The sequence below is a fragment of the Gracilibacillus massiliensis genome (genome assembly GCF_001458115.1).
In the GTDB taxonomy this organism is placed as follows: Bacteria; Bacillota; Bacilli; order Bacillales; family Amphibacillaceae; genus Gracilibacillus; species Gracilibacillus massiliensis.
In genome coordinates this window covers 18,556-45,155 of record NZ_CZRP01000008.1, presented here as the reverse complement: position 1 = coordinate 45,155, position 26,600 = coordinate 18,556, and the positions used below count along the sequence as shown (strand labels likewise).

At 36.8% G+C, this 26,600-nt stretch carries 30 protein-coding genes; 28 read left to right on the top strand and 2 right to left on the bottom strand.

What is annotated here, in order from left to right; genetic code table 11:
- The first annotated feature begins 34 nt into the window (after nt 1-34).
- The 25 genes from rplN to rpsI all read left to right on the top strand — a co-directional run bounded on the left by rplN (nt 35) and on the right by rpsI (nt 13,935).
- Nucleotides 35-403 carry a 50S ribosomal protein L14 gene (gene rplN, locus BN3107_RS00660; RefSeq protein ID WP_058305723.1) on the top strand — a complete coding sequence of 123 codons (369 nt, stop codon included), beginning with the start codon at nt 35-37 and terminating at the stop codon, nt 401-403.
- 39 nt (nt 404-442) lie between these two features.
- Nucleotides 443-754 (top strand): 50S ribosomal protein L24, encoded by a 312-nt coding sequence (rplX, locus tag BN3107_RS00655; RefSeq protein ID WP_058305722.1) that lies wholly within the window; start codon nt 443-445, stop codon nt 752-754.
- Nucleotides 755-781: 27 nt separating this feature from the next.
- A complete protein-coding gene (gene rplE, locus BN3107_RS00650) occupies nt 782-1,321 on the top strand; it encodes a 50S ribosomal protein L5 (protein ID WP_058305721.1) in 540 nt (179 codons plus the stop codon).
- A gap of 29 nt (nt 1,322-1,350) precedes the next feature.
- Nucleotides 1,351-1,536 (top strand): 30S ribosomal protein S14, encoded by a 186-nt coding sequence (gene rpsN / locus BN3107_RS00645; protein ID WP_058305720.1) that lies wholly within the window; start codon nt 1,351-1,353, stop codon nt 1,534-1,536.
- Nucleotides 1,537-1,565: 29 nt separating this feature from the next.
- Nucleotides 1,566-1,964 carry a 30S ribosomal protein S8 gene (gene rpsH, locus BN3107_RS00640; RefSeq protein ID WP_058305719.1) on the top strand — a complete coding sequence of 133 codons (399 nt, stop codon included), beginning with the start codon at nt 1,566-1,568 and terminating at the stop codon, nt 1,962-1,964.
- Between the two features lie 31 nt (nt 1,965-1,995).
- Nucleotides 1,996-2,532, top strand: a complete 537-nt coding sequence (gene rplF, locus BN3107_RS00635) for a 50S ribosomal protein L6 (RefSeq protein ID WP_058305718.1) — start codon at nt 1,996-1,998, stop codon at nt 2,530-2,532.
- A 32-nt stretch (nt 2,533-2,564) separates the two neighbouring features.
- Nucleotides 2,565-2,927 carry a 50S ribosomal protein L18 gene (gene rplR, locus BN3107_RS00630; RefSeq protein ID WP_058305717.1) on the top strand — a complete coding sequence of 121 codons (363 nt, stop codon included), beginning with the start codon at nt 2,565-2,567 and terminating at the stop codon, nt 2,925-2,927.
- An 18-nt stretch (nt 2,928-2,945) separates the two neighbouring features.
- Nucleotides 2,946-3,452 carry a 30S ribosomal protein S5 gene (gene rpsE / locus BN3107_RS00625; RefSeq protein WP_058305716.1) on the top strand — a complete coding sequence of 169 codons (507 nt, stop codon included), beginning with the start codon at nt 2,946-2,948 and terminating at the stop codon, nt 3,450-3,452.
- A gap of 13 nt (nt 3,453-3,465) precedes the next feature.
- Nucleotides 3,466-3,648, top strand: coding sequence for a 50S ribosomal protein L30 (gene rpmD, locus BN3107_RS00620; RefSeq protein WP_058305715.1), 183 nt, complete (start codon nt 3,466-3,468; stop codon nt 3,646-3,648).
- A 29-nt stretch (nt 3,649-3,677) separates the two neighbouring features.
- On the top strand, nt 3,678-4,115 hold the full coding sequence (gene rplO, locus BN3107_RS00615; RefSeq protein WP_058305714.1) for a 50S ribosomal protein L15: 438 nt from the start codon (nt 3,678-3,680) through the stop codon (nt 4,113-4,115).
- A complete protein-coding gene (secY, locus tag BN3107_RS00610) occupies nt 4,115-5,410 on the top strand; it encodes a preprotein translocase subunit SecY (RefSeq protein WP_058305713.1) in 1,296 nt (431 codons plus the stop codon). Before rplO ends, secY begins: the two co-directional genes overlap by 1 nt.
- Nucleotides 5,411-5,455: 45 nt before the next feature.
- Nucleotides 5,456-6,106: an adenylate kinase gene (locus BN3107_RS00605; protein ID WP_058305712.1), complete on the top strand. Its 651-nt coding sequence runs from the start codon at nt 5,456-5,458 to the stop codon at nt 6,104-6,106.
- A 76-nt stretch (nt 6,107-6,182) separates the two neighbouring features.
- Nucleotides 6,183-6,518: a KOW domain-containing RNA-binding protein gene (locus tag BN3107_RS00600; protein ID WP_058305711.1), complete on the top strand. Its 336-nt coding sequence runs from the start codon at nt 6,183-6,185 to the stop codon at nt 6,516-6,518.
- Nucleotides 6,496-6,714, top strand: coding sequence for a translation initiation factor IF-1 (gene infA, locus BN3107_RS00595; protein WP_058305710.1), 219 nt, complete (start codon nt 6,496-6,498; stop codon nt 6,712-6,714). The genes BN3107_RS00600 and infA overlap by 23 nt, the downstream gene beginning before the upstream one ends.
- Nucleotides 6,715-6,744: 30 nt before the next feature.
- A complete protein-coding gene (rpmJ, locus tag BN3107_RS00590) occupies nt 6,745-6,858 on the top strand; it encodes a 50S ribosomal protein L36 (protein WP_003156543.1) in 114 nt (37 codons plus the stop codon).
- A 17-nt stretch (nt 6,859-6,875) separates the two neighbouring features.
- Complete coding sequence (gene rpsM / locus BN3107_RS00585; protein WP_058305709.1) at nt 6,876-7,241, top strand: 30S ribosomal protein S13; 366 nt, start codon at nt 6,876-6,878, stop codon at nt 7,239-7,241.
- Between the two features lie 23 nt (nt 7,242-7,264).
- The gene (rpsK, locus tag BN3107_RS00580) at nt 7,265-7,654 is read left to right on the top strand and encodes a 30S ribosomal protein S11 (RefSeq protein ID WP_058305708.1); all 390 of its coding nucleotides are present in this window, start codon (nt 7,265-7,267) and stop codon (nt 7,652-7,654) included.
- A gap of 198 nt (nt 7,655-7,852) precedes the next feature.
- A complete protein-coding gene (locus BN3107_RS00575) occupies nt 7,853-8,797 on the top strand; it encodes a DNA-directed RNA polymerase subunit alpha (protein ID WP_058305707.1) in 945 nt (314 codons plus the stop codon).
- A 43-nt stretch (nt 8,798-8,840) separates the two neighbouring features.
- Nucleotides 8,841-9,194, top strand: coding sequence for a 50S ribosomal protein L17 (rplQ, locus tag BN3107_RS00570; protein ID WP_058305706.1), 354 nt, complete (start codon nt 8,841-8,843; stop codon nt 9,192-9,194).
- 479 nt (nt 9,195-9,673) lie between these two features.
- Nucleotides 9,674-10,507: an energy-coupling factor transporter ATPase gene (locus BN3107_RS00565; RefSeq protein ID WP_058305705.1), complete on the top strand. Its 834-nt coding sequence runs from the start codon at nt 9,674-9,676 to the stop codon at nt 10,505-10,507.
- Nucleotides 10,483-11,352 carry an energy-coupling factor ABC transporter ATP-binding protein gene (locus BN3107_RS00560; RefSeq protein ID WP_058305704.1) on the top strand — a complete coding sequence of 290 codons (870 nt, stop codon included), beginning with the start codon at nt 10,483-10,485 and terminating at the stop codon, nt 11,350-11,352. Before BN3107_RS00565 ends, BN3107_RS00560 begins: the two co-directional genes overlap by 25 nt.
- Entirely contained in the window at nt 11,349-12,146 is a 798-nt protein-coding gene (locus BN3107_RS00555; RefSeq protein ID WP_058305703.1) for an energy-coupling factor transporter transmembrane component T family protein, read from the top strand. Before BN3107_RS00560 ends, BN3107_RS00555 begins: the two co-directional genes overlap by 4 nt.
- A 12-nt stretch (nt 12,147-12,158) precedes the next feature.
- Complete coding sequence (gene truA / locus BN3107_RS00550) at nt 12,159-12,908, top strand: tRNA pseudouridine(38-40) synthase TruA (RefSeq protein WP_058305702.1); 750 nt, start codon at nt 12,159-12,161, stop codon at nt 12,906-12,908.
- 174 nt (nt 12,909-13,082) lie between these two features.
- The gene (gene rplM, locus BN3107_RS00545; protein ID WP_058305701.1) at nt 13,083-13,523 is read left to right on the top strand and encodes a 50S ribosomal protein L13; all 441 of its coding nucleotides are present in this window, start codon (nt 13,083-13,085) and stop codon (nt 13,521-13,523) included.
- A gap of 19 nt (nt 13,524-13,542) precedes the next feature.
- Nucleotides 13,543-13,935 (top strand): 30S ribosomal protein S9, encoded by a 393-nt coding sequence (gene rpsI, locus BN3107_RS00540; RefSeq protein ID WP_058305700.1) that lies wholly within the window; start codon nt 13,543-13,545, stop codon nt 13,933-13,935.
- Between the two features lie 401 nt (nt 13,936-14,336).
- Here rpsI and BN3107_RS20310 read toward each other — a convergent pair whose 3' ends face one another.
- Nucleotides 14,337-14,426, bottom strand: a complete 90-nt coding sequence (locus BN3107_RS20310; RefSeq protein ID WP_148434604.1) for a nucleotide-binding protein — start codon at nt 14,424-14,426, stop codon at nt 14,337-14,339.
- Nucleotides 14,427-14,680: 254 nt separating this feature from the next.
- Between BN3107_RS20310 and BN3107_RS00535 the strand changes: the two genes are divergently transcribed.
- Nucleotides 14,681-15,844 (top strand): response regulator, encoded by a 1,164-nt coding sequence (locus BN3107_RS00535; RefSeq protein WP_058305699.1) that lies wholly within the window; start codon nt 14,681-14,683, stop codon nt 15,842-15,844.
- A gap of 80 nt (nt 15,845-15,924) precedes the next feature.
- On the opposite strand, the gene BN3107_RS20305 is transcribed toward BN3107_RS00535, so the two are convergent.
- Nucleotides 15,925-16,134, bottom strand: coding sequence for a polysaccharide deacetylase family protein (locus BN3107_RS20305; protein WP_148434602.1), 210 nt, complete (start codon nt 16,132-16,134; stop codon nt 15,925-15,927).
- A gap of 1,464 nt (nt 16,135-17,598) precedes the next feature.
- Between BN3107_RS20305 and BN3107_RS00530 the strand changes: the two genes are divergently transcribed.
- Together BN3107_RS00530 and BN3107_RS00525 are read left to right on the top strand one after the other, a co-directional pair.
- Nucleotides 17,599-22,572 (top strand): Ig-like domain-containing protein, encoded by a 4,974-nt coding sequence (locus BN3107_RS00530; RefSeq protein ID WP_058305698.1) that lies wholly within the window; start codon nt 17,599-17,601, stop codon nt 22,570-22,572.
- A 428-nt stretch (nt 22,573-23,000) separates the two neighbouring features.
- Nucleotides 23,001-26,048: a hybrid sensor histidine kinase/response regulator gene (locus tag BN3107_RS00525; RefSeq protein ID WP_058305697.1), complete on the top strand. Its 3,048-nt coding sequence runs from the start codon at nt 23,001-23,003 to the stop codon at nt 26,046-26,048.
- Nucleotides 26,049-26,600 lie beyond the last annotated feature (552 nt).

Genomic DNA, 26,600 nt, shown 5'->3' with positions numbered 1-26,600 from the left:
GCTCGGATAAGTTCCGAAGGGAGGGTACACGCATATGATCCAACAAGAATCTCGTTTGAAAGTAGCAGATAACTCTGGTGCTCGTGAGGTACTAGCGATTAAAGTCTTAGGCGGTTCCGGCCGTAAAACAGCGAACGTTGGTGATGTAATTGTTTGTTCTGTGAAACAAGCAACACCAGGAGGCGTTGTTAAAAAAGGTGAAGTAGTTAAAGCAGTAATCGTACGTTCTAAGAGCGGAGTGAGACGTAAAGACGGTTCATATATTCGATTTGATGAGAATGCAGCAGTTATCATTCGTGATGACCAAAGTCCAAGAGGTACTCGTATTTTTGGACCAGTTGCACGTGAATTGCGTGATGCGAAATTCATGAAAATCGTATCTCTAGCTCCAGAAGTATTATAAGCACGTTACGGAAAAACCGTGTAAGGAGGTGCGGATAGCATGCATGTCAAAAAAGGTGATAAAGTACAAATCATTTCAGGTAAAGATAAAGGAAAGCAGGGAGAAGTATTAGCTTCATTCCCGAAAAAAGATCGTGTGCTTGTGGAAGGTGTCAACATCGTGAAAAAACACGCAAAACCTTCACAAGAAAATCCACAAGGTGGTATCTTGAATCAAGAAGCAACAATTCATGTTTCAAATGTATTGCCAGTTGATCCTAAATCTGGCGAACCAACTCGTGTTGGATATGAAGTACGCGATGGAAAGAAAGTTCGTATCGCTAAAAAATCTGGTGAATCTTTAGATAAATAGTGCTGGCGATGAAAGGAGGTTTACGTAATGAACGCTTTAAAAGAAAAGTACAATAAAGAAATTGTAACTTCATTAGTAGATAAATTTAATTATGATTCTGTAATGGAAGTACCAAAAGTTGAAAAAATCGTTGTTAATATGGGTGTAGGTGACGCAGTTCAAAACTCTAAAGCGCTAGATGCTGCTGTTGAGGAACTATCACAAATCACTGGTCAAAAACCTGTAGTAACGAAAGCGAAAAAATCAATCGCAGGTTTCCGCTTACGTGAAGGAATGCCAATCGGTGCGAAAGTAACATTACGTGGTGAGCGTATGTATGATTTCCTTCAAAAGCTTATCGATGTATCACTACCACGTGTGCGTGACTTCCGTGGTATTTCTAAAAAAGCATTTGATGGCCGTGGTAACTACACTTTAGGTGTAAAAGAGCAATTAATTTTCCCGGAAATTAATTATGATCAAGTAAACAAGGTTAGAGGGATGGACGTTGTTATCGTGACAACAGCTAATTCTGACGAAGAAGCTTCTGAACTCTTAACACAACTTGGCATGCCTTTCCAAAAATAAGCGAAAAGCTCGTATAAGGAGGGAAAAGAGTGGCTAAAAAATCAATGATCGCTAAGCAACAACGCAAAGCGAAATTCCAAGTACAAGAGTACACAAGATGTGAACGTTGCGGAAGACCACATTCAGTAATCCGTAAATTCAAGCTTTGCCGAATTTGTTTCCGTGAACTTGCGTATAAAGGTCAAATTCCTGGTGTTAAAAAAGCAAGCTGGTAAATCCCCGAATAGGGAAGGAGGTAAAAAGAATGGTTATGACAGATCCAATTGCAGATATGCTTACTCGTATTCGTAACGCTAACGTGGTACGCCATGAAAAATTGGAGTTCCCAGCGTCGAATCTTAAGAAAGAAATTGCAGATATTCTAAAACGTGAAGGGTTTATCCGTGACTATGAGTACGTAGAAGATAGTAAACAAGGAATCCTTCGTATCTTTTTGAAGTATGGTACTAACGATGAGCGTGTTATCACAGGTTTAAAGAAAATTAGTAAACCGGGTCTACGCGTTTATGCAAAAGCAGATGAATTACCTAAAGTTTTAAATGGTTTAGGTATCGCGATCGTTTCTACTTCAAAAGGTGTATTATCTGATAAAGAAGCACGCTCGCAAGCTATCGGTGGCGAAGTGTTAGCATACATTTGGTAAGATATTTTCAAGAAGGCAGGAGGTGCAAGAGATGTCTCGTATAGGTTTAAAGTTATTAGATATTCCACAAGGTGTGGAAATTAAAATTGACGGTAATAATGTAACTGTAAAAGGACCTAAAGGCGAATTAAGCCGTTCTTTTAGCAGTGATATGAAAATTAATATCGATGATAATGTTTTGACTGTAGCCCGTCCTAGTGACAGCAAACAACACAAAGCATTACACGGAACAACAAGAAGCCTTATTGGAAACATGGTAGAAGGTGTCCATAAAGGATTCGAAAAAGCACTAGAAATTCAAGGTGTTGGGTACCGTGCTCAAAAACAAGGTAACAAACTTGTTGTAAATGCAGGTTATTCTCACCCTGTAGAAATAGATGCGATTGATGGAATTGAAATTGATGTTCCAGCCAATACAAGAGTTGTTGTAAAAGGTATCGACAAAGAATTAGTTGGTGCAGTTGCAGCAAACATTAGAGCGATTCGCCCACCTGAGCCATACAAAGGTAAAGGTATCCGTTATGAAGGTGAATATGTACGTCGTAAAGAAGGTAAAACTGCTAAGTAAGTTTAGGTAGCAAGCGGAAAGGAGTGACCTAGATGATCACAAAGCCTAATAAAAACAGTGTGCGTCAAAAAAGACATCAGCGTATCCGTAAGAATTTATTCGGTACGGAACAACGCCCACGTCTAAACGTATTTCGTTCAAATAATCATATCTACGCACAACTAATCGATGACGTGAACAACGTGACATTAGCAAGTGCGTCTACTGTAGATAAAGAGTTAAACTTAGAAGCAACAGGAAATGTTGAAGCAGCGAAACAAGTTGGTGAGTTAATCGCTAAACGTGCGCTTGACAAAGACTTAAAAAATGTTGTTTTTGATCGTGGTGGATATTTATATCATGGTCGAGTTAAATCTCTAGCAGATGCTGCTCGCGAAGCAGGTCTTGAATTTTAATTAAAAAAGGAGGGACATATGTTGCGTACTAACATCGACCCAAACAAATTGGATTTAGAAGAACGCGTTGTAACAATCAACCGTGTAGCAAAAGTAGTTAAAGGTGGACGTCGTTTTCGCTTTGCTTCATTGGTAGTAGTCGGAGATAAAAATGGTCATGTAGGATTTGGTACTGGTAAAGCACAAGAAGTACCAGAAGCTATTAAGAAAGCAATTGACGATGCAAAGAAAAACTTAATCAATGTACCAGTCGTTGGTACTTCCATTCCACACGAAATTCACGGACAATTCGGGGCTGGTAACATCTTGTTGAAACCAGCTGTAGAAGGTACGGGAGTTATCGCTGGTGGACCAGTACGTGCCGTATTAGAGCTTGCTGGTGTAGGTGATATCCTATCTAAATCATTAGGATCAAATACACCAATTAACATGGTTCGTGCAACAATTAATGGACTTAGCGAATTAAAGCGTGCTGAAGAAGTAGCAAAACTTCGTGGTAAGTCTGTAGAAGAATTGTTAGGATAGGGAGGGAAACAAAATGTCTAACAAGATAGAAATTACCCTCAAACGCAGTGTCATCGGTAGATCAGAAGTACAAAAAGCTACTGTACAAACGTTAGGTCTAAGAAAGATGCATCAATCAGTAGTCCGTGAAGATACTCCTGTCGTGCGAGGCATGATTAACAAAGTATCACATTTAGTAGATATTAAAGAAGTTTAATAAAATTAGTTTTAAGAGGAGGTGCTCGCATGAAACTTCATGAATTAAAACCATCACAAGCGAAGAAAGAGCGTAACCGCGTAGGTCGTGGTATGGCTTCAGGTAATGGTAAAACATCTGGACGTGGTCATAAAGGTCAAAAAGCACGTTCTGGTGGAGGTGTACGTCCAGGATTTGAAGGTGGTCAAATGCCACTTTTCCAACGTTTACCGAAACGTGGTTTTACCAATATTAACCGCAAAGATTTCGCAATTGTTAACTTAGAAACATTGAATAACTATGATGAGGGTACTGAAGTGACACCTGAGCTTTTACTTGAGACAGGTACCATAAGCAAGGTAAAGTCTGGCGTTAAGATTCTTGGAAATGGAAAATTAGAAAAGAAATTAACCGTAAAAGCTCATAAGTTTTCTGCTTCAGCAAAAGATGCAATCGAAGCAGCGGGCGGTAAAACTGAGGTGATTTAATGTTTCGTACAATCTCCAATTTTGTGCGTGTAGCAGATATTAGACAAAAGATCATTTTTACACTTCTCATGTTAATAGTATTTCGGATTGGAACGTTTATTCCTGTTCCATTCACAGATCGATCTGCTATTGACTTTATGAATGAACAAAATGTATTTGGCTTACTCAATACGTTTGGTGGTGGAGCCCTGCAAAACTTCTCCATCTTTGCGATGGGTATTATGCCTTACATTACAGCATCTATTATTATGCAACTTTTGCAAATGGATGTCGTTCAAAAATTCTCTGAGTGGAAAAAGCAAGGAGAAATGGGTCGTAAAAAGCTAGCACAGGTGACTCGATATGCAACGATAGGCTTAGCATTCATCCAAGCTTGTGCTATGTCCGTAGGGTTTAATGCTATGTCAGGCGGTCTATTAATTTCTGACCCTGGCGTAGGTAAGTTCCTAGTTATTGCTATTGTATTAACAAGTGGTACTGCATTCCTAATGTGGTTAGGGGAGCAAATTACTGCAAATGGTGTTGGTAATGGTATTTCAATCCTGATTTTTGCAGGTATCGTTGCAGCCATTCCAAATGGTGTTAATCAAATTTACGCACAATATTTTGGATCTGGTGCAGATGATGAATTGTTCCTAAATATTATTATTGTATTGTTGATCGTATTGCTAGTTATTGCGGTAACGGTTGGAGTTATTTTCATCCAACAAGCATTACGTAAAATTCCTGTACAATATGCAAAACGTTTAGTGAATCGTTCGCCAGTAGGAGGACACTCTACACATTTACCGTTAAAAGTAAATGCTGCAGGGGTAATTCCAGTTATCTTTGCTATTTCATTTATCATTGCACCGCGAACAATCGCAGGTTTCTTTGAGAATAATGAGATTGCATCGACAATTTCGAACATTTTTGATTATACAAACCCAACAGGTATGGTTATATACGTTGTGCTAATCATCGCATTTACGTATTTCTATACATTTGTTCAAGTTAACCCTGAACAAATGGCTGACAACCTGAAGAAACAAGGCGGTTATATTCCTGGAATTCGACCAGGAAAAACAACGGAGACTTATTTAACACGTGTTATGTATCGACTAACATTTGTTGGATCCATCTTTTTAGCTGCGGTATCTGTCTTACCACTAGTTTTAGGTGATTTGGCAGGCTTACCACAATCCGTTCAAATCGGTGGAACTGGTTTACTAATTGTAGTCGGTGTTGCATTACAGACGATGAAACAATTAGAAGGACAGCTAGTAAAACGTAACTATAAAGGCTTTATTAAATAAAGTTTTTATTTCAAGCGGACTAGACAGAGAGCGAGGGGAAAATCGTTGAATCTAATCCTTATGGGACTACCTGGTGCTGGTAAAGGTACACAGGCAGAGAGAATAGTAGAAAAATATGACATCCCTCATATTTCAACTGGAGATATGTTTCGGTTAGCTATTAAAGAAGGAACAGAGCTTGGACAGAAAGCTAAAAGCTATATGGATGAAGGTGCTCTTGTTCCAGATGAAGTAACGATTGGAATTGTGAAAGAAAGATTAAGTAAAGACGATTGTAATAAAGGGTTCTTATTGGATGGTTTTCCACGTACTTTAGCACAAGCTGAAGCACTTGATCAATTATTATCCGAGATGAACCGCTCGATTGATTATGTCTTACACGTAGAAGTAAACAAGGATGAATTAGTAGAGCGTCTGACAGGACGTCGTATTTGTCCAACTTGTGGAACTGCATATCATGTAATCTTTAATCCTCCTAAGGAAGAGGGAATATGTGATAAAGATGGTGAAACACTTATCCAACGTGAAGATGATCAGCCAAGCACCGTAAAGAATCGTTTAGAAGTTAATCTCGAACAAACACAACCAATGCTAGACTTCTACTCAAACAAAGGTGACTTAGTCACTATTAATGGCTCTCAAGAAATTAACAGTGTATTTAACGATATTAACGAAAAATTAAAGACAATTTCTTAATTATTTATCGTTAAAGTTGGTATAATGATACTAACTAAAAAAGTATAACGTAAAACCAAAATGAAGGTGATGATGGTTGAGCGAAACGGAGAGTTATCCGGAATTAGGTCAGGTTGTTCAAATCCTACAGGGACGCGAAGCAGGTCAGTTTGCAATTGTTATTGAAAAAGTAGACAGTCGTTTTGTGTTGTTGGCGGATGGAGACAGGCGTAAATATGATCGACCGAAGAAAAAAAACATCCAACATATTACGTTCACACGTTTTGTGTCTCCTGAAGTTCAAAGAAGCCTTCTCGAAACAGGGCGCGTAACCAATGGTAAATTGCGTTATGCTATTAATAAATTTGTCGAAGAATATGTGACAGATTTGAAGAAGGGAGATCAACTCGATGGCGAAAGACGATGCAATTGAAGTAGAAGGTACAGTAATTGATACTTTACCGAATGCACAGTTTAAAGTTGAACTAGAGAATGGCCACACCGTACTTGCACATGTTTCTGGGAAAATTAGAATGCACTTCATTCGTATTTTACCAGGAGATAAAGTAACGGTTGAACTTTCTCCATATGATTTAACAAGAGGTCGTATTACGTACCGTTATAAATAAAATGCTCCGATACAAGAGGAGGTATGGAAGATGAAGGTAAGACCATCTGTAAAACCAATTTGTGAAAAATGCAAGGTAATTCGTCGTAAAGGGAAAGTAATGGTAATTTGCGAAAACCCTAAGCATAAACAAAAACAAGGATAAGGAGGTGTAATCAATCTATGGCACGTATTTCTGGTGTAGATATTCCGCGTGATAAACGTGTAGTGATTGCTTTAACCTATATTTATGGTATTGGGAAAACAACTGCTAAGAAAGTATTAGAAGAAGCTGGTGTGAATGAAAGCACTCGTGTTCGTGATTTAACAGAAGAAGAATTAGGTCAAATTCGTCAAAAAATGGACAGCTATACAGTGGAAGGGGACCTTCGTCGTGAAGTATCTCTTAACATTAAGCGTCTAATTGAAATTGGATCCTATCGTGGTGTGCGTCATCGCCGTGGCTTACCAGTTCGCGGACAAAAAACGAAGAACAACTCTCGTACTCGTAAAGGTCCAAGAAAAACAATGGCTAACAAAAAGAAATAAGATAAAAGGAGGTTTGCTAACTTATGGCTCGTAAATCAAATACACGTAAACGTAAAGTGAAAAAGAATATAGACACGGGTATTGCACATATCCGTTCTACATTTAATAATACAATTGTTACGATTACTGATGTACAAGGTAATGCACTTAGCTGGAGTAGTGCAGGAGCGCTAGGCTTTAGAGGTTCTCGAAAATCTACACCTTTTGCAGCACAAATGGCTGCTGAGGCTGCAGCAAAAACAGCTCAGGATCATGGTGTGAAATCTTTAGAGGTTACAGTGAAAGGACCTGGTGCTGGACGTGAAGCAGCAATTCGTTCACTTCAAGCAGCAGGTATAGAAGTAACAGCTATTGTGGATGTAACGCCAGTTCCTCACAATGGTTGTCGCCCACCAAAACGTCGTCGAGTATAATAATCACAGTATATTATTTGTTAATCTGTCTATAATGGTTTATGATAGCTTAATAAAGTTTTTTAAGAATATGGATTCAATACACCATTTGCGTTCGACAGAATTGCATAGTGCAGAAACGGGAACTGCCTACCTGGGGAATTTCGGTTAGACGAAGGTCTAACCGGGGTTTCGACGTTTTAGAGGAGGGTTTAATAGATGATCGAAATTGAAAAACCGAAAATAGAAACAGTAGAGATCAGTAATGATGCTACCTATGGTAAATTCGTTGTAGAACCACTAGAACGTGGATATGGTACTACACTTGGTAACTCCTTGCGTCGTATCCTATTATCTTCACTTCCTGGCGCTGCTGTTACATCTGTTCAAATGGATGGAGCATTACATGAGTTTTCAACAGTTGAAGGAGTAGTCGAGGACGTCACAACTATTATCTTAAACTTAAAACAACTTGCTCTTAAAATCTATTCAGATGAAGAAAAAACGCTAGAAGTAGATGTACAGGGAGAAGGAAAAGTTACGGCTGCAGATATCATTTTTGATAGTGATGTCGAAATTTTAAATCCAGATCTTCACATTGCTACAGTAGGTAGTAATGGTCATTTAAAAATGAAAATTTCAGCACAAAGCGGTCGAGGATATCGTCCAGCTGACACAAACAACCATGAAGATCGTCCAATTGGTGTTATTCCAGTGGACTCTATTTTCACGCCCGTATCTAAAGTAACGTATCAAGTGGAAAACACTCGTATTGGTGAAGATGCCAATTATGATAAACTTACTTTTGATATTCAAACAGACGGAAGTATTCGCCCAGAAGAAGCAGTATCATTAGGTGCTAAAATCTTTACGGAGCATATGAATATTTTTGTTGGTTTAACGGACGAAGCAAAAAATGCTGAAATTATGATTGAAAAAGAAGAAGATCAGAAAGAAAAAGTTCTTGAAATGACAATCGAAGAACTTGATTTATCAGTAAGATCTTATAACTGCTTGAAACGTGCAGGTATTAACACGGTACAAGAGTTAGCTCATAAATCGGAAGAAGATATGATGAAAGTTCGTAACTTAGGTCGTAAATCACTTGAAGAAGTGAAACATAAATTAGAAGATTTAGGTTTAGGTCTACGTAACGAAGATTAATCATGACACCTTTTAGAGATCTCTAATGAAGGAGGGATAATCCATGGCTAGAAAACTAGGACGTACAACGGATCAGCGAAAAGCACTGTTACGTGGTTTAGCTACTGACCTTATTGTACATGAACGTTTAGAAACAACGGAAGCGAAAGCAAAAGAACTACGCTCGGTTGTAGATAAAATGATTACACTTGGTAAACGCGGTGATATTCATGCTCGTCGTCAAGCTGCTGCATTTTTATATAATGCAGAAGCAAATGAAAATGAAGTTGCTGTACAAAAACTGTTTAGCGACATCGCAGGTCGCTATGAAGATCGCCAAGGTGGATACACAAGAGTGCTTAAATTAGGACCTCGTCGCGGTGATGGGGCTGAAATGGCAGTCATTGAATTAGTATAATTGAATACCAAAAAGCAAGGGGCAGGAGCTACTCTCATTACGAGGTGCATCCAAGCCCTTTTTTTGTAATACAAACATCACTCTGGTTGAGATTTAAAAATGTAATAGGCGCTTTTGCCTTGTAAGCAAGGAAAGCTTATAATCAGCGGTATCAAGACATTTGTTATCAAAGTATTCATTTTGAAATGTAGTGTATATGAATCCACCGCTGCGGCTGCCCACTTCCCTTTTACCACGGGCACAAGTGCAACATCTACTCAAGCAAGCTTTCGTAGTGTTTTCTATGCAGTGGCGTTTTCCCTGGAAAGCGAAGTGGGCAAGCCTAGCAGATTTTAAATCTATTATCCATTTCAAAATTACTACTAAAAAGACCGAGTGGGCTTCCCCGGTTTTTCTTAGCACTTCTCTTTCCGTCGGAGTATGGTAAAATGAGAGAATAATATTACCCGGGAAATATAGCAATCAAGGGAGCTATTTCAATGTCAGCGATAGAGTTTCGAAATGTTTTTTTTCGATATAATGAAGAATCTCCATATGTATTAAAGAATCTTAATTTGACGATAGAGGAAGGCCAGACGGTGGCAATCTTAGGACATAACGGTTCAGGCAAATCTACTGTTTCTAAGCTAGTAAATGGATTGTTAACACCACAGAGTGGTGAAGTGCTAATAGATGAAAAAAAGATTCGAACATCTAATGTATGGGAGATCCGTAAGAAAGTTGGCATGGTTTTTCAAAATCCTGAAAATCAATTTGTAGGGACCACCGTAAAAGATGATGTTGCTTTTGGGTTAGAAAACCGAGGAATACCACGAGCTGAAATGGTGGATCGAATCCATCAAAGTTTGATGAATGTTGGCATGGATCAATATATCAACCATGAGCCACATCATCTTTCGGGAGGACAAAAGCAACGAGTGGCTATCGCAAGTGTTATGGCAATTAAACCGGAGATATTATTACTAGATGAAGCAACCTCCATGTTAGATCCTAAAGGTCGGAAAGAGATTTTATCGACCATACAGGAATTAAAGAAGCGAGAGAAAATGACAATGATGATGATTACGCATGATTTAAATGAAATCATTTTAGCAGACCGTGTCATTGTTATGAATAACGGCAATATATACTTGGATACCACCAAGGAACAATTATTCACACATCATGAGAGATTAGAATCAATCGGATTGACTTTACCGTTTACTGTTCAACTTGCATTAGAATTAGAAAGATACGATTATCAATTTGCCTTATATCCATTAAATCATGAGGAGTTTATTAAGCAATTATGGACATCCAATTTAGACAAGTAGGATATACCTACCAACCACATACGCCTTTTGCCTATCAAGCAATCCGTAATATCAATCTATCGATTTCATCTGGAGAATATATCGCAGTTGTCGGCCATACCGGATCAGGTAAATCCACACTGCTACAGCATATAAATGGCTTATTAGTACCAACAGAAGGTGAGGTGCATGTAGGAGACTTCCTATTATCAAATGATAATAAAAGACAGGATTTGAGAAAGTTAAGAGAAAAAGTAGGCATTGTTTTTCAGTATCCGGAGCATCAACTTTTTGAAGAAACAGTGGAAAGAGATATTAGCTTTGGTCCACATAATTTCCGAGTGCCTAAAGAAGAAATCGAACAACGTGTCATAAGATCCATGGAAAAAGTAGAATTACCAACCGATATTTTAAACAAATCCCCATTTGAATTAAGTGGCGGACAAATGCGCAGAGTAGCGATTGCGGGTGTACTAGCAATGGAGCCAGAGGTTTTAATTCTAGATGAACCTACAGCAGGATTAGATCCAAAAGGACAATACGATATAATGGATATGTTCTATCAGTTACATCAATCAAGACAGATGACAACGATTTTGGTAACACATCAAATGGATCAGGCGCTTAAATATGCCGATCGGATCATCGTATTAGCAAATGGAGAAGTACATATGGAAGGCAATCCAGAAGAAATATTCTCCAAAACAAAACAGCTACAAGAAGTAAATCTTGATGTGCCGGAAGTTCTTACATTAATTGATGATTTCAATCACCGATTTGATGGATCAATCCGTTATCACCGTCAATCAATTGCAGAATTAGCAAAGGAAATCGTCGATCATTTTAGGGAGAATAAACGGTTATGAAATCATTTATGATCATAGGACAATTTGTACCAGGCACTTCCTCGTTACACCGATTAGACCCTCGTACTAAAATGATAACAATATTTAGCTTCGTAATTATTGTTTTTTTTGCTAATAATGTACTAAGTTATGGTTGGTTGGCACTTTTTTCATTAATGCTTATTTTACTATCCAAAATCAGTATGCCTTACATTTTAAAAGGAATTACACCTGTTTGGTTTTTAATTATATTTACGTTTATTCTGCATTTATTTATTACAAAAGAAGGACCTGTTCTATTAGAAATCAGCAACTTTAAAGTGTATGAAGGTGGAGTTATCCAAGGATTAACTATTTCACTACGTTTTTTACTGCTTGTGTTAGTAACCTCCTTATTAACTTTAACCACATCTCCAATGGAAATTACCGATGCTATCGAGGAATTGTTTGCACCTCTCAAAAAGATCAAAGTACCTGTGCACGAATTAGCTTTAATGATGTCGATTTCTCTCCGATTTATTCCGACACTGTTAGAAGAAACCGAGAAAATTTCGAAAGCACAAGCATCTCGTGGTGTCGATTTTCGCACAGGAACTATGAAAGATCGAATGTATGCGATTGTTCCTTTATTAGTTCCTTTATTTATTAGTGCTTTTAAACGAGCGGAGGAATTAGCAATGGCCATGGAGGCTAGGGGTTACAACGGAAGTGAAGGTAGAACAAAACTGAGAGAACTAAAACTAACAAGAATTGATTATATCGCCATATTAGTATACGTCATAATCATTATTATCTTCTTTAATTTACGGTCGTAAGGAGCTTATAAGATGAGATTGAAAGCAACCATAAGTTATGATGGCACTCATTTTTCTGGTTATCAAATTCAACCAAATGGAAGAACAGTCCAAGGGAAAATAGAAAATGTTCTGACAAAAATGCATAAAGGAAAAGCAGTCAGAGTAATAGCTTCAGGTAGAACAGATCAAGGTGTGCATGCGGTAGGCCAGGTTATTCACTTTGATACTGATTTAGAGATTCCTTTAGTCAATTGGAAAAAAGCATTAAATACGATGTTGCCTGATGATATTGAGGTAGTAGACATCCAGTTAGCAACCGAGGATTTTCATGCGCGTTTTGACGTGAAAGAGAAAGAATATCGTTATTTTGTCTTGAATTCGGATAAAAGAGATATTTTTAAGCGAAATTTTTATTATTTTGTAAAAGATAAGCTTGATCTTAAAGCTATCCAGCTAGCGGCTAACCATTTCCTTGGTAGCCATGACTTTACCTCTTTTTGTGGAACGAATACGAATGTAAAAGGAGACAAGATTCGGACAGTTACTAATATCTCTGTTGAGCAATCGGGAGATAATATTATATTTAAGGTAAGAGGGACTGGCTTTTTGTATAATATGGTCCGGATTATCGTCGGTACTCTACTGGAAGTAGGATTAAATAAAAGAAATCCAGATGATATTCTACAAATCATCAGTCAAAAAGATCGTTCCCAAGCAGGAAATACCGCTCCAGCTCAAGGTCTTTATTTGTGGGAAGTAAGCTACCAGGAAAAAAGTTAATAAAAACAACGAATCCTTGCGTGCAATCTATTGACAAACCTTGTAGAATGTTATATTATGATCTATGGCATTTTATTTTCTAAACCACGGATAGCCCCGGAAAGTTACTCGTGTTAGAATATAAATTCGGACAAAATATAAGAGAGAATCAACAGATTTAGGAGGTAACCGATCATGCGAACAACTTTCATGGCAAATGAAGCTAATATTGAACGCAAATGGTTTGTTGTAGACGCAGAAGGTCAAACGTTAGGTCGTTTAGCAAGTGAAATTGCTTCTATCCTTCGCGGAAAGCATAAACCAACATATACACCGCATGTTGACACTGGTGATCATGTGATCATTATCAACGCAGAAAAAATCGAACTTACTGGTAAAAAACTTAGCGATAAGTTATACCATCGTCACGCTACGAATCGCCCAGGTGGTTTAAAATCACGTACTGCTGGTGAAATGCGCGAAAAATATCCTGAGCAAATGTTAGAATTAACAATTAAAGGGATGTTACCTAAAGGTAAATTAGGACGTAAAATGGGTAAAAAACTACATGTTTATCGTGGAGCAGATCATAAGCATGCAGCACAACAACCAGAAGTTTACGAACTTCGTGGATAATTAAAAGGAGGTTAACATAGTGGCACAAGTACAATACTACGGTACCGGACGCCGTAAAACTTCAACTGCACGTGTACGTTTAGTTCCAGGTACTGGACGTATCGTTGTAAATAATCGTGATGCGGAATCTTACTTCCCATACGAAACACTTCGTACAATTATTAAGCAACCATTAGCAGCTACAGAAACAGAAGGTAGCTATGATGTATTAGTAAACGTTGATGGTGGAGGATACACTGGTCAAGCTGGTGCAATTCGTCACGGCGTTGCTCGTGCATTATTAGAAGCTGATCCAGAATACCGCGCAACACTTAAGCGTGCTGGATACTTAACTCGTGACGCGCGTGCTAAAGAACGTAAAAAATACGGTCTTAAAAAAGCTCGTCGTGCACCACAGTTCTCAAAACGTTAAAAACCTTATATATCAAGGGTTTACCCTCTTTGCTCTTATGGAGCAGGGAGGGTTTTTTATGTTTAAATTTGGAATTCAATCTCTTTGTTAAAAATTTATCACTAGTATCGCATAAAAATATTCTTAATTTTCTGACTACTATTCTCTGCTTTTTTGATGTAAAAGAAAGACAACCAAGCATAGGTAGTAAACATCCATTTTCTCACTATAGATATTGTCCTAAGCAAACATGAAAAAATCAAAAGTAAATGAGAAAAAGTTTATCATTAATAAGGATTTGGCTAAATTGACATTTTTCTTCAAAGAAATTTGCTATATCGGAGATCACTCTATTACTTAGCTCTAAAGAATATCTAAGTTCTAAGTCCAAAATCACCGTCTATTAAACACATGTTTTTATTTTATATGACTTGTGCTGTTCCTAAATTTGCTGAAATGGTAGTTTTGCCAACACCACCTTTTCCAGAAGGGACAGTAATGATTTGCCCCACTAATATCTCTTTCCTTTACCATGTACACCAATGTCAAATACAACTCTATTATACTATGCAATAACGATACGTAAACTTTAATCGCTAGGTACATGGTCACTAAATTAAATGATGTATTATCACGATACTTAGGTGAAAATATAAATAAATTCAACTGATTTTTTACGTTTTATTGTTTATAATGTAATGAGGATATATTATTAAAAGTAACTATATTCTTCCATTTTCAAATCTTCGTTAAAGGAATGATTAGATTGATTGAAGCAATATTGATAGATGATGAAAAGCTTCCATTAGAGAAGTTAGCAAATTTACTAAAAAAAAATAGCAACATTGATGTAGTTGGTATGTTCCAGGATCCTTTGCACGCACTAAAAGAGATAACAGAAAATGTACCTGATGTTGTTTTTTTAGATATTCAAATGCCAGAGATTAGCGGATTAGAACTTGCCGATAGGATACAAGAATTCCATGAAGAGATTGAAATCGTGTTCGTCACCGGTTATGATCATTACGCAATTGATGCATTTGAATTGTTCGCACTCGATTATCTCATTAAACCTATTCAAACGAAACGATTAGAAAAAACGATTCGAAGGATAGATAAAAAGAATCTACTTAATAGAACCTCCAATAATCGAAATAAACAAATCCAACTTTCATGTTTTAATGAGATTAAATTTTCTACTTCAGAAAATGCCGAGATTCCGATCAAATGGCGCACTAGAAAAACGTTAGAGTTGTTTGCTTATTTACTACACAACCGAGAAAAATTCGTTTCGAAAGAGACATTAATTGATATGTTGTGGTCAGAATTACCTATTGATAAAGCTTATCAGCAACTTTATACCACGATTTACCACTGTAGGAATTCTTTAAAGAAAGCTAATATTTCAGATGTTTTGATTAGAAATGTTTCGAATATAGGTAGTGGATATATGCTACAGACTGGGGGATTAATTGTACATGAATGTTATGAATGGAGATTAGGTTCAGAGCAAATCTCCTTCATTGATAAAGGTCAATTAGGTACAATCGAAAAACTATTTTACCAATATGCAGGTGATTATCTGGGGTATTACGATTTCCACTGGGCAAGAACTCATGCTGAAAGGTTAAGACAACAGTGGTTAAAATTAGGCAGATTATTAGCAGCATACTATCAGAAAAAACGAGAATATTCACAAGCAATCACCATATATTCTACTGTGCAAAATATTTCGCCTGAATTAGAAGAAAGTTATTTTGAATTAATGAAATTATTTGCAATAAAGAAGGAATACAGAGAAGTACATATTCAGTACCAAGATCTAACCAATATGTTAGTAGAAGAATTAGATATAGAACCGAGTACCGAAATTACTAATTGGTATTTTTCTTGGAAGGAACGAAATTCTATTAACAATTTTTATGATTAGACAAGTACAATGGTGATAGAGAGAGATGCGAATTCATTTAACTTTCAAGCTTTTGTTCTTGAGGTGAAAGTTACGTAAACTCACGGTGGTTCCAAGAATGACTTCATATAGACATCTTTTTTTACAGTGAATACAGTACACTGTCCAAATAAGTAGATATTTTTTTCCATGAAGAAAAACGTTGTCTTAGTGTTATATTCTACCAATATAACAACGAATTCTTTAGTGTACCTCGATGGTCCATCAGAAAAAGTAATGGTTGTATATCCATATGGGAGACTATATAGCATGTTGGAATCTACGTTATAAACATCCTTCTCTATCTCCTGTTATTTTACATCTTTGCTGGTTTTAATTCTGAAAGGTGTGAGGCGGATGACGTCATTTTTTGACTATCTAAATGAAAATCTACAGATGATTTTTTGCTTTCAACAGCTGTTGTCACATCGATTGATATATTAAAATTGTTGGTTGTATGCAAAAATAAAGTAAAAAAAGAAGCGTGTCAGTTAAACGCTTTAAGTATTTCAATTTTTTCTAGAATTTATTTACAGGTAATCCCCATAATCTAATAAAGTTATTGTCAGTGATTGCTGATAAATTGCACAGAACTGAAATTAAGAAAGCGTTTTTGGAACAGTGATATAATGTTCTGATCAGATACGGCCTTCGAAATATGTAAAAGACAGAGACATGCGAATCGTAAAATCATTGACAGTCTTCAATAAATGTTTATTTCTTTGTGCATTCTCTCACTTTGTTCTTTTAGATTGCTATTTTCAGACTATAATTTTAAAATCCTTTCATCTCTATTTGTCGCTTTGTTAATCCTATCCTTTTCTTCATTTTGCTAATTAGCAGAATCATATTTCTTTCGTCCAACCTCAATTGTGTTGTTTAACTCTCACATTTGATTGGAAAGTTGAAATTTCAACATTATACTCTTCCATAAGTCTGTCTCTTCATTAAATTGTTCTTTCAATTGATTGGACACATAGTAAAATCTAATGTTCAAGTCTCATATCGGTGTTTTGTGACGTGATGGTAATGATCGATTTGTTCAATAACTTAGATTAAATTCATGATTTCTTTCGAGTTTTGATATGGTTATGGATTTGCGAACATTTGTTTGTTTCTGTTTATGAGTGGTTTTCTTCAACACCCTCATGTTATTTGAAGTTCTCTTCTAGTCCATCATTTCGAATCGGTTCTACTTCTACATTTTTCCATTCTTCCATTCTCTTTTTTAAAAATAACCCTCTGTTTATTAAACAATGTATATCCCCAGTTGAAATAAATCAGAAAAATAATGATATATGCAATTCAAAATATAACAACATAATAGAAAAATACACAATTTCTCTAAAAAGATAGACATCAATTAAAAATTCTATTTTTCATTGGTCACTTTTCAGAATACCACCATGGAAAAATACATATTAATATATAAAAATCGTTCGATAAATTTCGACATAAATTTATTCCAGTATATTAGGATTCCATAAAAATTAGTATTATAGTTACTTGTTAATAGTTTTAAAGTCACGTCAAAATGAAAATTCAATTAATATTTGTAAATTTTTTGTAGAGTTTCGTTTGATACAATTTTTAAAGATATTGTCGACTAAGTCATAGATGATGTCGACAAACATGACTTTATGATTGGTGGATGGGAGAGAAGGGCAGTAGGAAGTAATGACACAACATCCAAAAAGTCGAAAAAAAAGAGATAAAAGTAGAGGAGTGAAAAAGGATTGAAGAAATTTAGATCGAAAATAGCAGTGTTTTTAAGTGTCATCCTTATTTGGACGACACTCGTACCAGGAATTGGCGGATCAGCGGTTTTGGCTGCTGGTGAGGATAATGTTGATCGTGATTCTGACGGAGACTTCAATTATGATCCTGTACTGGGCGAAGTTACACAGGTTGACCCAGATTTTTCAGTTGAACCAGCTGCTGAAGAACAATTTGCGGAAGGAAATATTCGCTTTGAAATTGATGGTGGTCACGTGAATACCGATAATTTGTTTATTCCAGAAGGAGAAAGTGTCACATTAGGGGATGGCTCTATTTTGACGTTCAATAATGGACAATTTTTATTGGACGATGTTCCAATTGCATCAGTTAATGACACTGATGACGGTGAAGGAACGGCATTACAAATCGATTTGTCTGCTCCACTTCCCAATGGAAATTTTGAAGAAGGTAGCACTGGTGAAATGGTTCCAAGTTGGGAGTTGAATACTTCAAGTGAAGGACCAAATGGAGAAATAGTAGATCAAATCTGGTTAGGTGATTTAGCGACTAAAACACAAGGACGTTCATACAATGGTATCACTGAAACAGAAACCGGTGTATACACGGTCACAGGTCCAGGAAACGAGTACACATACGAAACTAACGTAGATTATAATAAATTAGCTTCAACAGACGATTCACAAATGACAGAAGGTTTTGAAGCCCTTTTTGGTAGTTTAAGTGGATTCGTTAAAAGTGTGTACAATGACACAGACAATTCAAGTCAAGCACTGGAAATTGGATTTCTAAATTCATTATTGTTAGATGGGGATTATGGTAAGAAAGATGGTGAAATTGCATCTTCATTTGGAATCGAAGCGATTAGTGAACCTTTTAAAGCTAATAAAGGGGATAAATTATTCTTCGATTGGAAAGCAAATGATGGTGGAGATGACTATGAGGTGTACGGATTTTTGATCAATGAGTCTAATGATAACCATACAGAAATACTTTATGGACGTGGTTCTTCACAAGGATGGACGACTAACTCAGGTGAAATTCCTGCAGACGGAACTTATAAATTCAGATTTGTCGCAGGTTCTTTCAATCGAACGGATGGAACGACTCACGGAGCTACCTTAAGTATTGATAATATTAAAGTAGTTAGTCAAGAAGTTGTTGTAGGTGTTGTTGATGCGATTGGTCGCATGGTTCACTATGAAAATTCTTTATATAGTGATGACCGTCCAATTAATATTACTGTAACAAATGGTGATGGAAATCCAAGTACAGTCACGGATTCAGATGTGGTCGTCAAAATGAGTACCCAAGAAGAAGCAGCGACCCAATTAGCAACAGAATTGACGATTGATTCTCCAACTGATAATAAACTTATCTACGATCCTAGCGAAAAAACGATTACTGGATCAACTCAATCAGGATCTACTGTAAATGTAACCGTAACTGATCCAGAAGGTAATGAAGTTTTAAATGAAGCTGCTACGGTAATTGATGATAATTGGTCGATAGAATTAACAGATAATCTAATTAAAGGTGAGTACACGATAAAGGCGCTTGCTTCAAAAGGGGGAGCAACTTCAGTTGAAGAAGAGTCAACTTTTACTTATGTTGACACCACAGATCTCGAGGCATATATTAATGATGACATTCCAGTCATCGTAACTGCGGAAGAAGACTATCAAGCGGGTTGGAGTGATTATCAAGCTGCACTAGGTGCTGCGAATGATTTACTCGATGGTATTAGTGATGGCGCAGAAACTCCAACTCAAGCAGCGGTTGATCAAGCATTAACCGATCTTCAAGACGCTGTAGTAGCACTTGAAAAAAATCCACCAATTGAAACAAAACCCGCCACCTATGAACACGGTGACAATAAAATCATCATTGATTTTAATAAAGATGTTAAGCTTACCAACAATGGTGATCCATCAGACGGCTTTACGGTAACAGTTGATGGTGTTGATTACCCCGTCACAGATGCTGAAGCTAATGGTGAAAAAATAACATTAACAATTGAAGGTGAGCTTGACAGTGACGCTGGAGAAGTCAAGGTAGATTACAATGGAGAAGCAGACAACTTATATGGCGATGAACCAAACGGATCTGCTGATGAGACGTTCACTATTGTAGCCAAAGACGAATTTGGTGCAGGGCTGCAAATCACTGATACAATAGGATATACAGACGACAGAACACCTGTATTTATCGGTAATGCGCATATAGATTCTGACAGTGTGACATTAACTTTTAAAGATAACATTGGTAATGTCGTTCCAGGATTAGAAAATGTCATCGCTGATTTAGATACAGAGGGAAATTGGACTTACAGAATCCCAAGTGATCTGGCTTACGGTGGTAATTACACTGTTGAAGTAACAGCAACTAATGATGAAGGTGGTCCTAGAACCGTTACTAAATCAGAAAAGTTCTTTGTTGTTAATAAAGAAGGTCTTCAAACAGAATTTAATGAAGTAGATGAATTTGTACAAAAAGATTATCGCGCTGGTTGGGAAGCTTTTGAAGATGCACGTGAACATGCTGGTAATGTGTTGGACACCCCAACAGCATCTCAAGATGAAGTAGATACAGCCCTTGAAGAACTTGAAGAAGCAAGAGATGCGCTTGAAAAACATCCTCCTGTAGAAACAAATCCAGCTACTTACGAACACGGGGACAATAAAATCACAATCGAATTTGATAAAAATATTACATTAACCAATACGGAAATTCCTGGAGAAGGCTTTAAAGTAACGGTTGATGGAGAAACATTATATGCGACAGACGCTGTAGCTGATGGAAATAAAGTGACGTTAACTGTTGATCAGCCATTAGACAGTGATGCAGGAGAAGTAAAAGTAGACTATACACCAAATGAAGATAAGCCAAATCTATTTGGCGATGAAGAAAATGGTACTGCTGATGAACCATTTGAAATTATAGCAACAGATGAATTTGGAAAAGGTCTTCAAATCATCGGCACAAAAGGTAACACGGATGATCGTACACCATCGTTTAATGGTGAAATTCACCCAGACGCAGACAATGTTACATTAACTATTGTTGATAGTGAAGACAATAAAGTTGTTACAGGCGTGGTTGCTACTATTGATGGTGAAGGTTGGACTTTCGAGGATTGGACTGACCTTAACGAACTTACACCAGGTGCATATACCGTTCAAGCAACAGCAAAAGACACCGATACAGGAAGAACCGTTACGAAATCAGCTGACTTCACTGTAGTTGACAAAACGACATTACAAGAAGCTGTTGATAGTGGAGAAGAATTAAAACAGGACGATCATCGTGCAGGTTGGGATACTTTTGCTGAAGAACTAGAAGATGCAAATAATGTTTTAAACAATCCAACAGCGTCTCAAGATGAAGTCCAATCAGCCTTAGGAGAACTAGAAGAAGCAAGAGATGCTTTAGAAAAGCACGAACCAGAAGCAATTAACGCAAGATTCGATCATGGTCATGATGAAATTACCATTTCATTTGACAAGAATGTCGAATTTGCCAATGGAGAAGTGGAACCAATTACAGGATTTACTGTAACGGTTGACGGAGAAGAAGTAGAAGTCACTGTTGCAGAATTAGTAAAGGTAGATCCAGAAAGTAAAACAAATAAAGTGAAACTAACATTAGCAGAAGGAACTGAATTATCAAGTGATGCGAATGTAAAAGTACACTACAACAAAGCAGAAGCAGATTCTAATCTCTTTGGTGATGAGGAAAATGGAACAGCTGTAGAAGATTTTGAATTCGAAGCAGGTGACCCATTTGGACATGCTCTACAAATTGATGAACCAAATGGTATCACGAACGACTTAACACCAATCATTGAAGGTACTGCGGATAAAGGTGCAGAAAGTGCAACCATCACGATCACAGGTCCAGATGGAGAAGAAATTATTGTCGACAAAGAGGGCTTACCGATTAATTCAGATGGTACATGGACATATGATATACCTGAAACACTTGCACCAGGAGAATACAAAGTAGAAGTAACGACTACACAAACTGGTCGTCCAGACGTAACCAAAGACCATTACTTCACAGTAGTAGATAAAACAGCGTTAATGGCAACAGATGACGTCATCACTGCTGAAGAATTAGTGGAAGATGCGTATACAGAAGACTCTTGGGCTAAGTTTGATCAGGCATTCAACCATGCGAATGATGTAATTGCTGATCAAGAGGCTACTCAAGATCAGGTAGACCAAGCGAATGAGGGGCTATTAAAAGCATATGAAGAGCTTGTTTACAAAGAGCAACTTGATAAAGAAGTAGTAGACTCTGAAAGTCTCATTCCATCTCATTATTCTCTAGCAAGCTGGGAAGATTACACAATGGCACTTACACATGCTCAAGAAGTGTTAAATAACCCAGCATCAACACAAGAGGAAGTGGATGAAGCATTAGAAGCTCTAAAAGTAGCTCGTGATGCCCTAGCGGTTGATAAAACAATGCTTGATGCTGAAGAGAATCAAGCAGAAGAGCTAGAAGAATCAGATTATTCTCAGGCAAGCTGGTCAAATTATTTAGAAGTGCTGGAAAAAGCACAAACTGTATTAAATGACCCGAATGCTACACAAGATGAGGTTGATGAAGCGGAAGCGGTATTAGCAGCAGCACGTGCAGCACTTTCCGTTGATAAACAACCACTTGACGAGGAAGAATCGAAGTCTGAGGAGTTACAAGCATCCAATTACACAGAAACAAGCTGGAATGCATACCAAGAAGCATTAGAGCATGCAGAAACAGTACTTGCTGATGAAAATGCAACACAAGCTGAAGTAGATGCTGCACTAGCGGAATTGGTAGATGCTCGTGAAGCGTTAGAAGGGGAAGAAGAATTACCTGATACAGCAACAGATGTATTTAATTGGTTAATGATCGGTCTAGTAATATTACTGGCAGGGTTCTTGCTACTTTTCTTACAAAAGCGTAGAAATAAAGCAAACTCATAATGAATAAAAAGCTGTTGGCACTTTGCTGACAGCTTTTTTCATTTGTATCATTATTCAAGTTAATGATTCACCAATAAATAAATGACTAATCAACTACACATAATGAAATAATAGACATCCCGAAAGGTAGCCGCTATCAATTCGGGGGAAAGATAACTTTAAATTGGAAAGAGTCGATGTAGGTGAAGTTATTTCTTCTGCAAATTTGATATGTGCTCAGATGAATCAGAAGGTAACCGAATATTATGTTCATTATCTGGTCCTATTAATAGAAACATTGAAAAAGGCGAAACTTTGAGCTTATATGAGTTTGATGCGTACTAGAGTTAATAAATTACTAAACGAGGTACAATTACTAGACAACTAACCATTTTCGATCATAATAGAAAGAGACAAGTTTTCTAAAATAAAGGATGATTAATGTCGATATGATTAAAAAAAACATTATTATTTTTATGGCATTTATTATAGTACTTACAAGTATTCGGTTGATATCACTGTCCTTCCATTCAATGAATATGCAAGATCATTTTCAAAATGGGAACATTGATTTAACAAATTGGGAGATGAAAGAAGAGAAACTAGTATCCTTGTCTGGAGAGTGGGATTTCTACCCAAATAGACTACTAGAGCAACAAGATATAGAAGCAAACATATTTTCCGCTGAAAAAAAAGCACGCAGCTTTCCAAATGATTGGTTTGATTATGTCGATAAAAAAAACTACTCCTATGGTACTTACCATTTAGAATTGACATTAAATCAAGAAGTCCTAGCTAAATCATTCTCTGTGTACATACCGAGAATTCCTTCTGCAAGTCGAGTGATAGTGAATGGAGATGTAATAGAAGAAGAAGGTAACGCTACAACAGATATCAGGCAATATAAGGCAAGCACTTATCCTTATATTGCCACGTTCCATACAGACACACAAAAAGTAGATATTCTCATTCAGGTTAGTCATAACGGTATACCCATCAATTTCTCCAATAAAACCACAATGCTTCTAGGGGAATACGACGCTATAACCGATCAAGTAAATCGTGCATCACTTAATAAAGTAATGGTGTTGATCGTTATATTAACGTTTATGGTATGTTCTGTTGTGCTCTTTTTCATTGCCAAAAGATCAAAAGCCTTATTTTACTTTTCACTATTGTTAGCAAGTGCGTGTACCATGATTTTATTGGACATGGATGCTGTCGCATTACTAAAACTTCCATTTGATTATCGTGTAATTTTAAAAATTGTTTATCTCGTCTATATTATGATTTCGGTTTTATTAGTCAAATTCACGGAGAATTTTCTACCTAAATATGCTACGGTCAAGGTAAATCGTTATTTTATTTATTTTTATTTGCTTTATGGGCTCTTCGTCATTTTTGTTCCAATAATGGTGTTGCTGGAAACCCGAGTAATTTTAGGTGTTGTATTAATAAGTGCAGGGATTACGGTATTTGTTCAGTTTTTAAGGGCTTTGAAAGCTAACGAACAAGATAGCTATTTACTCCTTTTAAGTGCACTTGCATTGACGAATAATATCGTTTGGGCGAATGTTAAACATAGATTTTCATTAGGAATTGAATTTTACCCGTTTGATTTGCTATTTACTCTTTTTCTCTTTGCTACCTTTTGGTTAAGGCAGTTTATGCGACATGTGGATGAGATAAAGGAAATATCGGATCAACTATACCGTGCGAATAAGAGTAAGGATGATTTCTTAGCAAATACTTCACACGAGCTTAGAAACCCTCTCCATAGCATGACCAATATCGCTCAATATGTTTTAGACAATAAAGATAACCATATCGAAGACAAAGATCGTCAGGATTTAAATTTGCTCGTGCAAGTAGGAAAGCGGATGTCTCTTTTAATTAACGATTTAATTGATTTATCCCTCATAAAGGAAAAAAGAATTAGATTAGATCGAAAAGCAGTGAACGTTCGATCTACCGTAATCGTTGTACTAGATATGCTGCAGTATATGTTGGACGGCAAGGATTTGAAATTTGTGAATAATGTGAAGCCGTCACTTCCTCCTATTTATGTAGATGAAAATAGACTAATCCAAATTTTGTTAAATTTAATACACAATTCGATAAAATTCACAGATAAGGGTACGATTACCGTTCAAGCAAAAGAGGTTCATCATAAAATGCGAATAGAAGTTATGGATACAGGTGCGGGTATAGAAGAAGATTACATAAAGAAAATTTTTATTCCTTATGAACAAAGGTTAAATGCAATGGAACAGGCTGATGCGGGGGTTGGACTCGGTTTAGCGGTCACAAAGGAGCTCGTTGACATCCATGGAGGGGAAATTTTGGTTGATTCAAAGTTAGGGGAGGGCACAACCATTCACTTTACACTTCCTCTTGCAACGGATTCAGAAGACCAAGAAGCTATTCAGCCGATCGTTAGCGATGTGACTAATATATTCTTAGAAGAATCTGCGAATGATTTTAATCATCCAAGTGAAAAATCCCGACTTCTTCTAGTAGATGATGAACGAATAAATCTATCTGTCGTTTCGAAAATATTAGATCCTAAAAGCTTCGACATTTCATTTGCAAGCAGTGGTGAAGAGGCATTAGAAAAGATTAATCAATACAAATTTGATCTGGTCATAAGTGATGTGATGATGCCGAATATGTCTGGCTATGAATTAACTCGGAGAATTAGGGAACACACTAGTTTAGCGGAATTACCGATTTTACTACTTACTGCCAGAGGACGTCCAGAGGATTTAGAAACAGGATTTCTTTCTGGCGCGAATGACTATGTCGTGAAGCCGATTGAACCATTAGAGTTAAGAGCTAGAGTTCGAATACTTACGGAATTGAATGTGGCTGTTACGGATAAAATGCGTATGGAGACAGCGTGGCTACGTGCACAAATTAAGCCGCATTTTCTTTTCAATACTATCAATTCCATTCTTATCTTAATGGAAAAGGATCAAGAAAAAATGGAGAATTTACTAGAAAAATTCATCTATTATTTGCAGACAAGTTTTGATTTCCAAAATGTAGACCATGTAGTTCCGTTAGAACAAGAATTAAATTTAGTAGATGCTTATCTTTCCATTGAGAAAGTTAGATTTGATGATAGAATTAATATTAATTGGGAAATACCAGATTTACCAAAATCTATTCATGTACCACCACTTTCCATTCAGACTCTAGTTGAAAATTCGGTCACACATGGTATATTAAACAAATCTGAAGGAGGAGATGTTACCATTGAAGTTATTGATCACAAGGACACTTACGAAGTTCAGATAAGGGATAATGGCATAGGAATGCCAAGTGAAGTGAGAGAAGGAATCCTTAAGCAAAACCATTCAAGCAAATATGGAATTGGGCTTTTGAATACAGACAAAAGATTGCGCCAATTCTATGGCGATGGCTTACACATTACCAGTAAGCTACATGAGGGAACAACAATTGCATTTCATGTACCAAAATCTAGTGGTATGTAAGCAGATTAGTATCAAATAGAGACACTAGCATAAACTTTCTAAGGTTTTAGTGAAATATTGATTGGAAAGAACCTAGCCTTCACTGAAAGGGGGCTAGGATTATTAAGTACCTGAGGGAAAATAGAGAAATGGAAGTACCAACATTTAGACCACGTCTGTGCTTGGTGCTCTATTTCCGTCCATTGGATGGTTTTTGGCCTATCAACACACTAACCACGGCTAGTAAGTACTTTAAAACTAATATTGAAGTTATCATGATTACTACTTCAAAGGTAATATAGGAATGATATATGGTTTGTACTAAGAGAAGAGCTTGTTAATTGGTCAAGAAAGGCAATTACACCGATGGATAATAATTGAATTATTACAAACCAATGATGTACGCTCATTTAATAATTATGAAGAGTAAATTAGATAGTTATATATTTGGCGTTAAACTTTGGTCATATACTTTTTGAATACTACACATCAAAGTCATATTTCTAGCCAATCAAAAAACTTTTCTTCAAAACACGAAACCAAATAATGGTTGTGTTTGTAAGTGTTAGCAAA

Bases quoted from the DNA above. Each gene is read 5' to 3' on its own strand.
- rplN (WP_058305723.1), top strand. From the start codon at position 35: ATGATCCAACAAGAATCTCGTTTGAAAGTAGCAGATAACTCTGGTGCT.
- rplX (WP_058305722.1), top strand. From the start codon at position 443: ATGCATGTCAAAAAAGGTGATAAAGTACAAATCATTTCAGGTAAAGAT.
- rplE (WP_058305721.1), top strand. From the start codon at position 782: ATGAACGCTTTAAAAGAAAAGTACAATAAAGAAATTGTAACTTCATTA.
- rpsH (WP_058305719.1), top strand. From the start codon at position 1,566: ATGGTTATGACAGATCCAATTGCAGATATGCTTACTCGTATTCGTAAC.
- rplF (WP_058305718.1), top strand. From the start codon at position 1,996: ATGTCTCGTATAGGTTTAAAGTTATTAGATATTCCACAAGGTGTGGAA.
- rplR (WP_058305717.1), top strand. From the start codon at position 2,565: ATGATCACAAAGCCTAATAAAAACAGTGTGCGTCAAAAAAGACATCAG.
- rpsE (WP_058305716.1), top strand. From the start codon at position 2,946: ATGTTGCGTACTAACATCGACCCAAACAAATTGGATTTAGAAGAACGC.
- rpmD (WP_058305715.1), top strand. From the start codon at position 3,466: ATGTCTAACAAGATAGAAATTACCCTCAAACGCAGTGTCATCGGTAGA.
- rplO (WP_058305714.1), top strand. From the start codon at position 3,678: ATGAAACTTCATGAATTAAAACCATCACAAGCGAAGAAAGAGCGTAAC.
- secY (WP_058305713.1), top strand. From the start codon at position 4,115: ATGTTTCGTACAATCTCCAATTTTGTGCGTGTAGCAGATATTAGACAA.
- infA (WP_058305710.1), top strand. From the start codon at position 6,496: ATGGCGAAAGACGATGCAATTGAAGTAGAAGGTACAGTAATTGATACT.
- rpmJ (WP_003156543.1), top strand. From the start codon at position 6,745: ATGAAGGTAAGACCATCTGTAAAACCAATTTGTGAAAAATGCAAGGTA.
- rpsM (WP_058305709.1), top strand. From the start codon at position 6,876: ATGGCACGTATTTCTGGTGTAGATATTCCGCGTGATAAACGTGTAGTG.
- rpsK (WP_058305708.1), top strand. From the start codon at position 7,265: ATGGCTCGTAAATCAAATACACGTAAACGTAAAGTGAAAAAGAATATA.
- BN3107_RS00575 (WP_058305707.1), top strand. From the start codon at position 7,853: ATGATCGAAATTGAAAAACCGAAAATAGAAACAGTAGAGATCAGTAAT.
- rplQ (WP_058305706.1), top strand. From the start codon at position 8,841: ATGGCTAGAAAACTAGGACGTACAACGGATCAGCGAAAAGCACTGTTA.
- BN3107_RS00565 (WP_058305705.1), top strand. From the start codon at position 9,674: ATGTCAGCGATAGAGTTTCGAAATGTTTTTTTTCGATATAATGAAGAA.
- BN3107_RS00560 (WP_058305704.1), top strand. From the start codon at position 10,483: ATGGACATCCAATTTAGACAAGTAGGATATACCTACCAACCACATACG.
- BN3107_RS00555 (WP_058305703.1), top strand. From the start codon at position 11,349: ATGAAATCATTTATGATCATAGGACAATTTGTACCAGGCACTTCCTCG.
- truA (WP_058305702.1), top strand. From the start codon at position 12,159: ATGAGATTGAAAGCAACCATAAGTTATGATGGCACTCATTTTTCTGGT.
- rplM (WP_058305701.1), top strand. From the start codon at position 13,083: ATGCGAACAACTTTCATGGCAAATGAAGCTAATATTGAACGCAAATGG.
- BN3107_RS20305 (WP_148434602.1), bottom strand. From the start codon at position 16,134: ATGCTATATAGTCTCCCATATGGATATACAACCATTACTTTTTCTGAT.
- BN3107_RS00525 (WP_058305697.1), top strand. From the start codon at position 23,001: ATGATTAAAAAAAACATTATTATTTTTATGGCATTTATTATAGTACTT.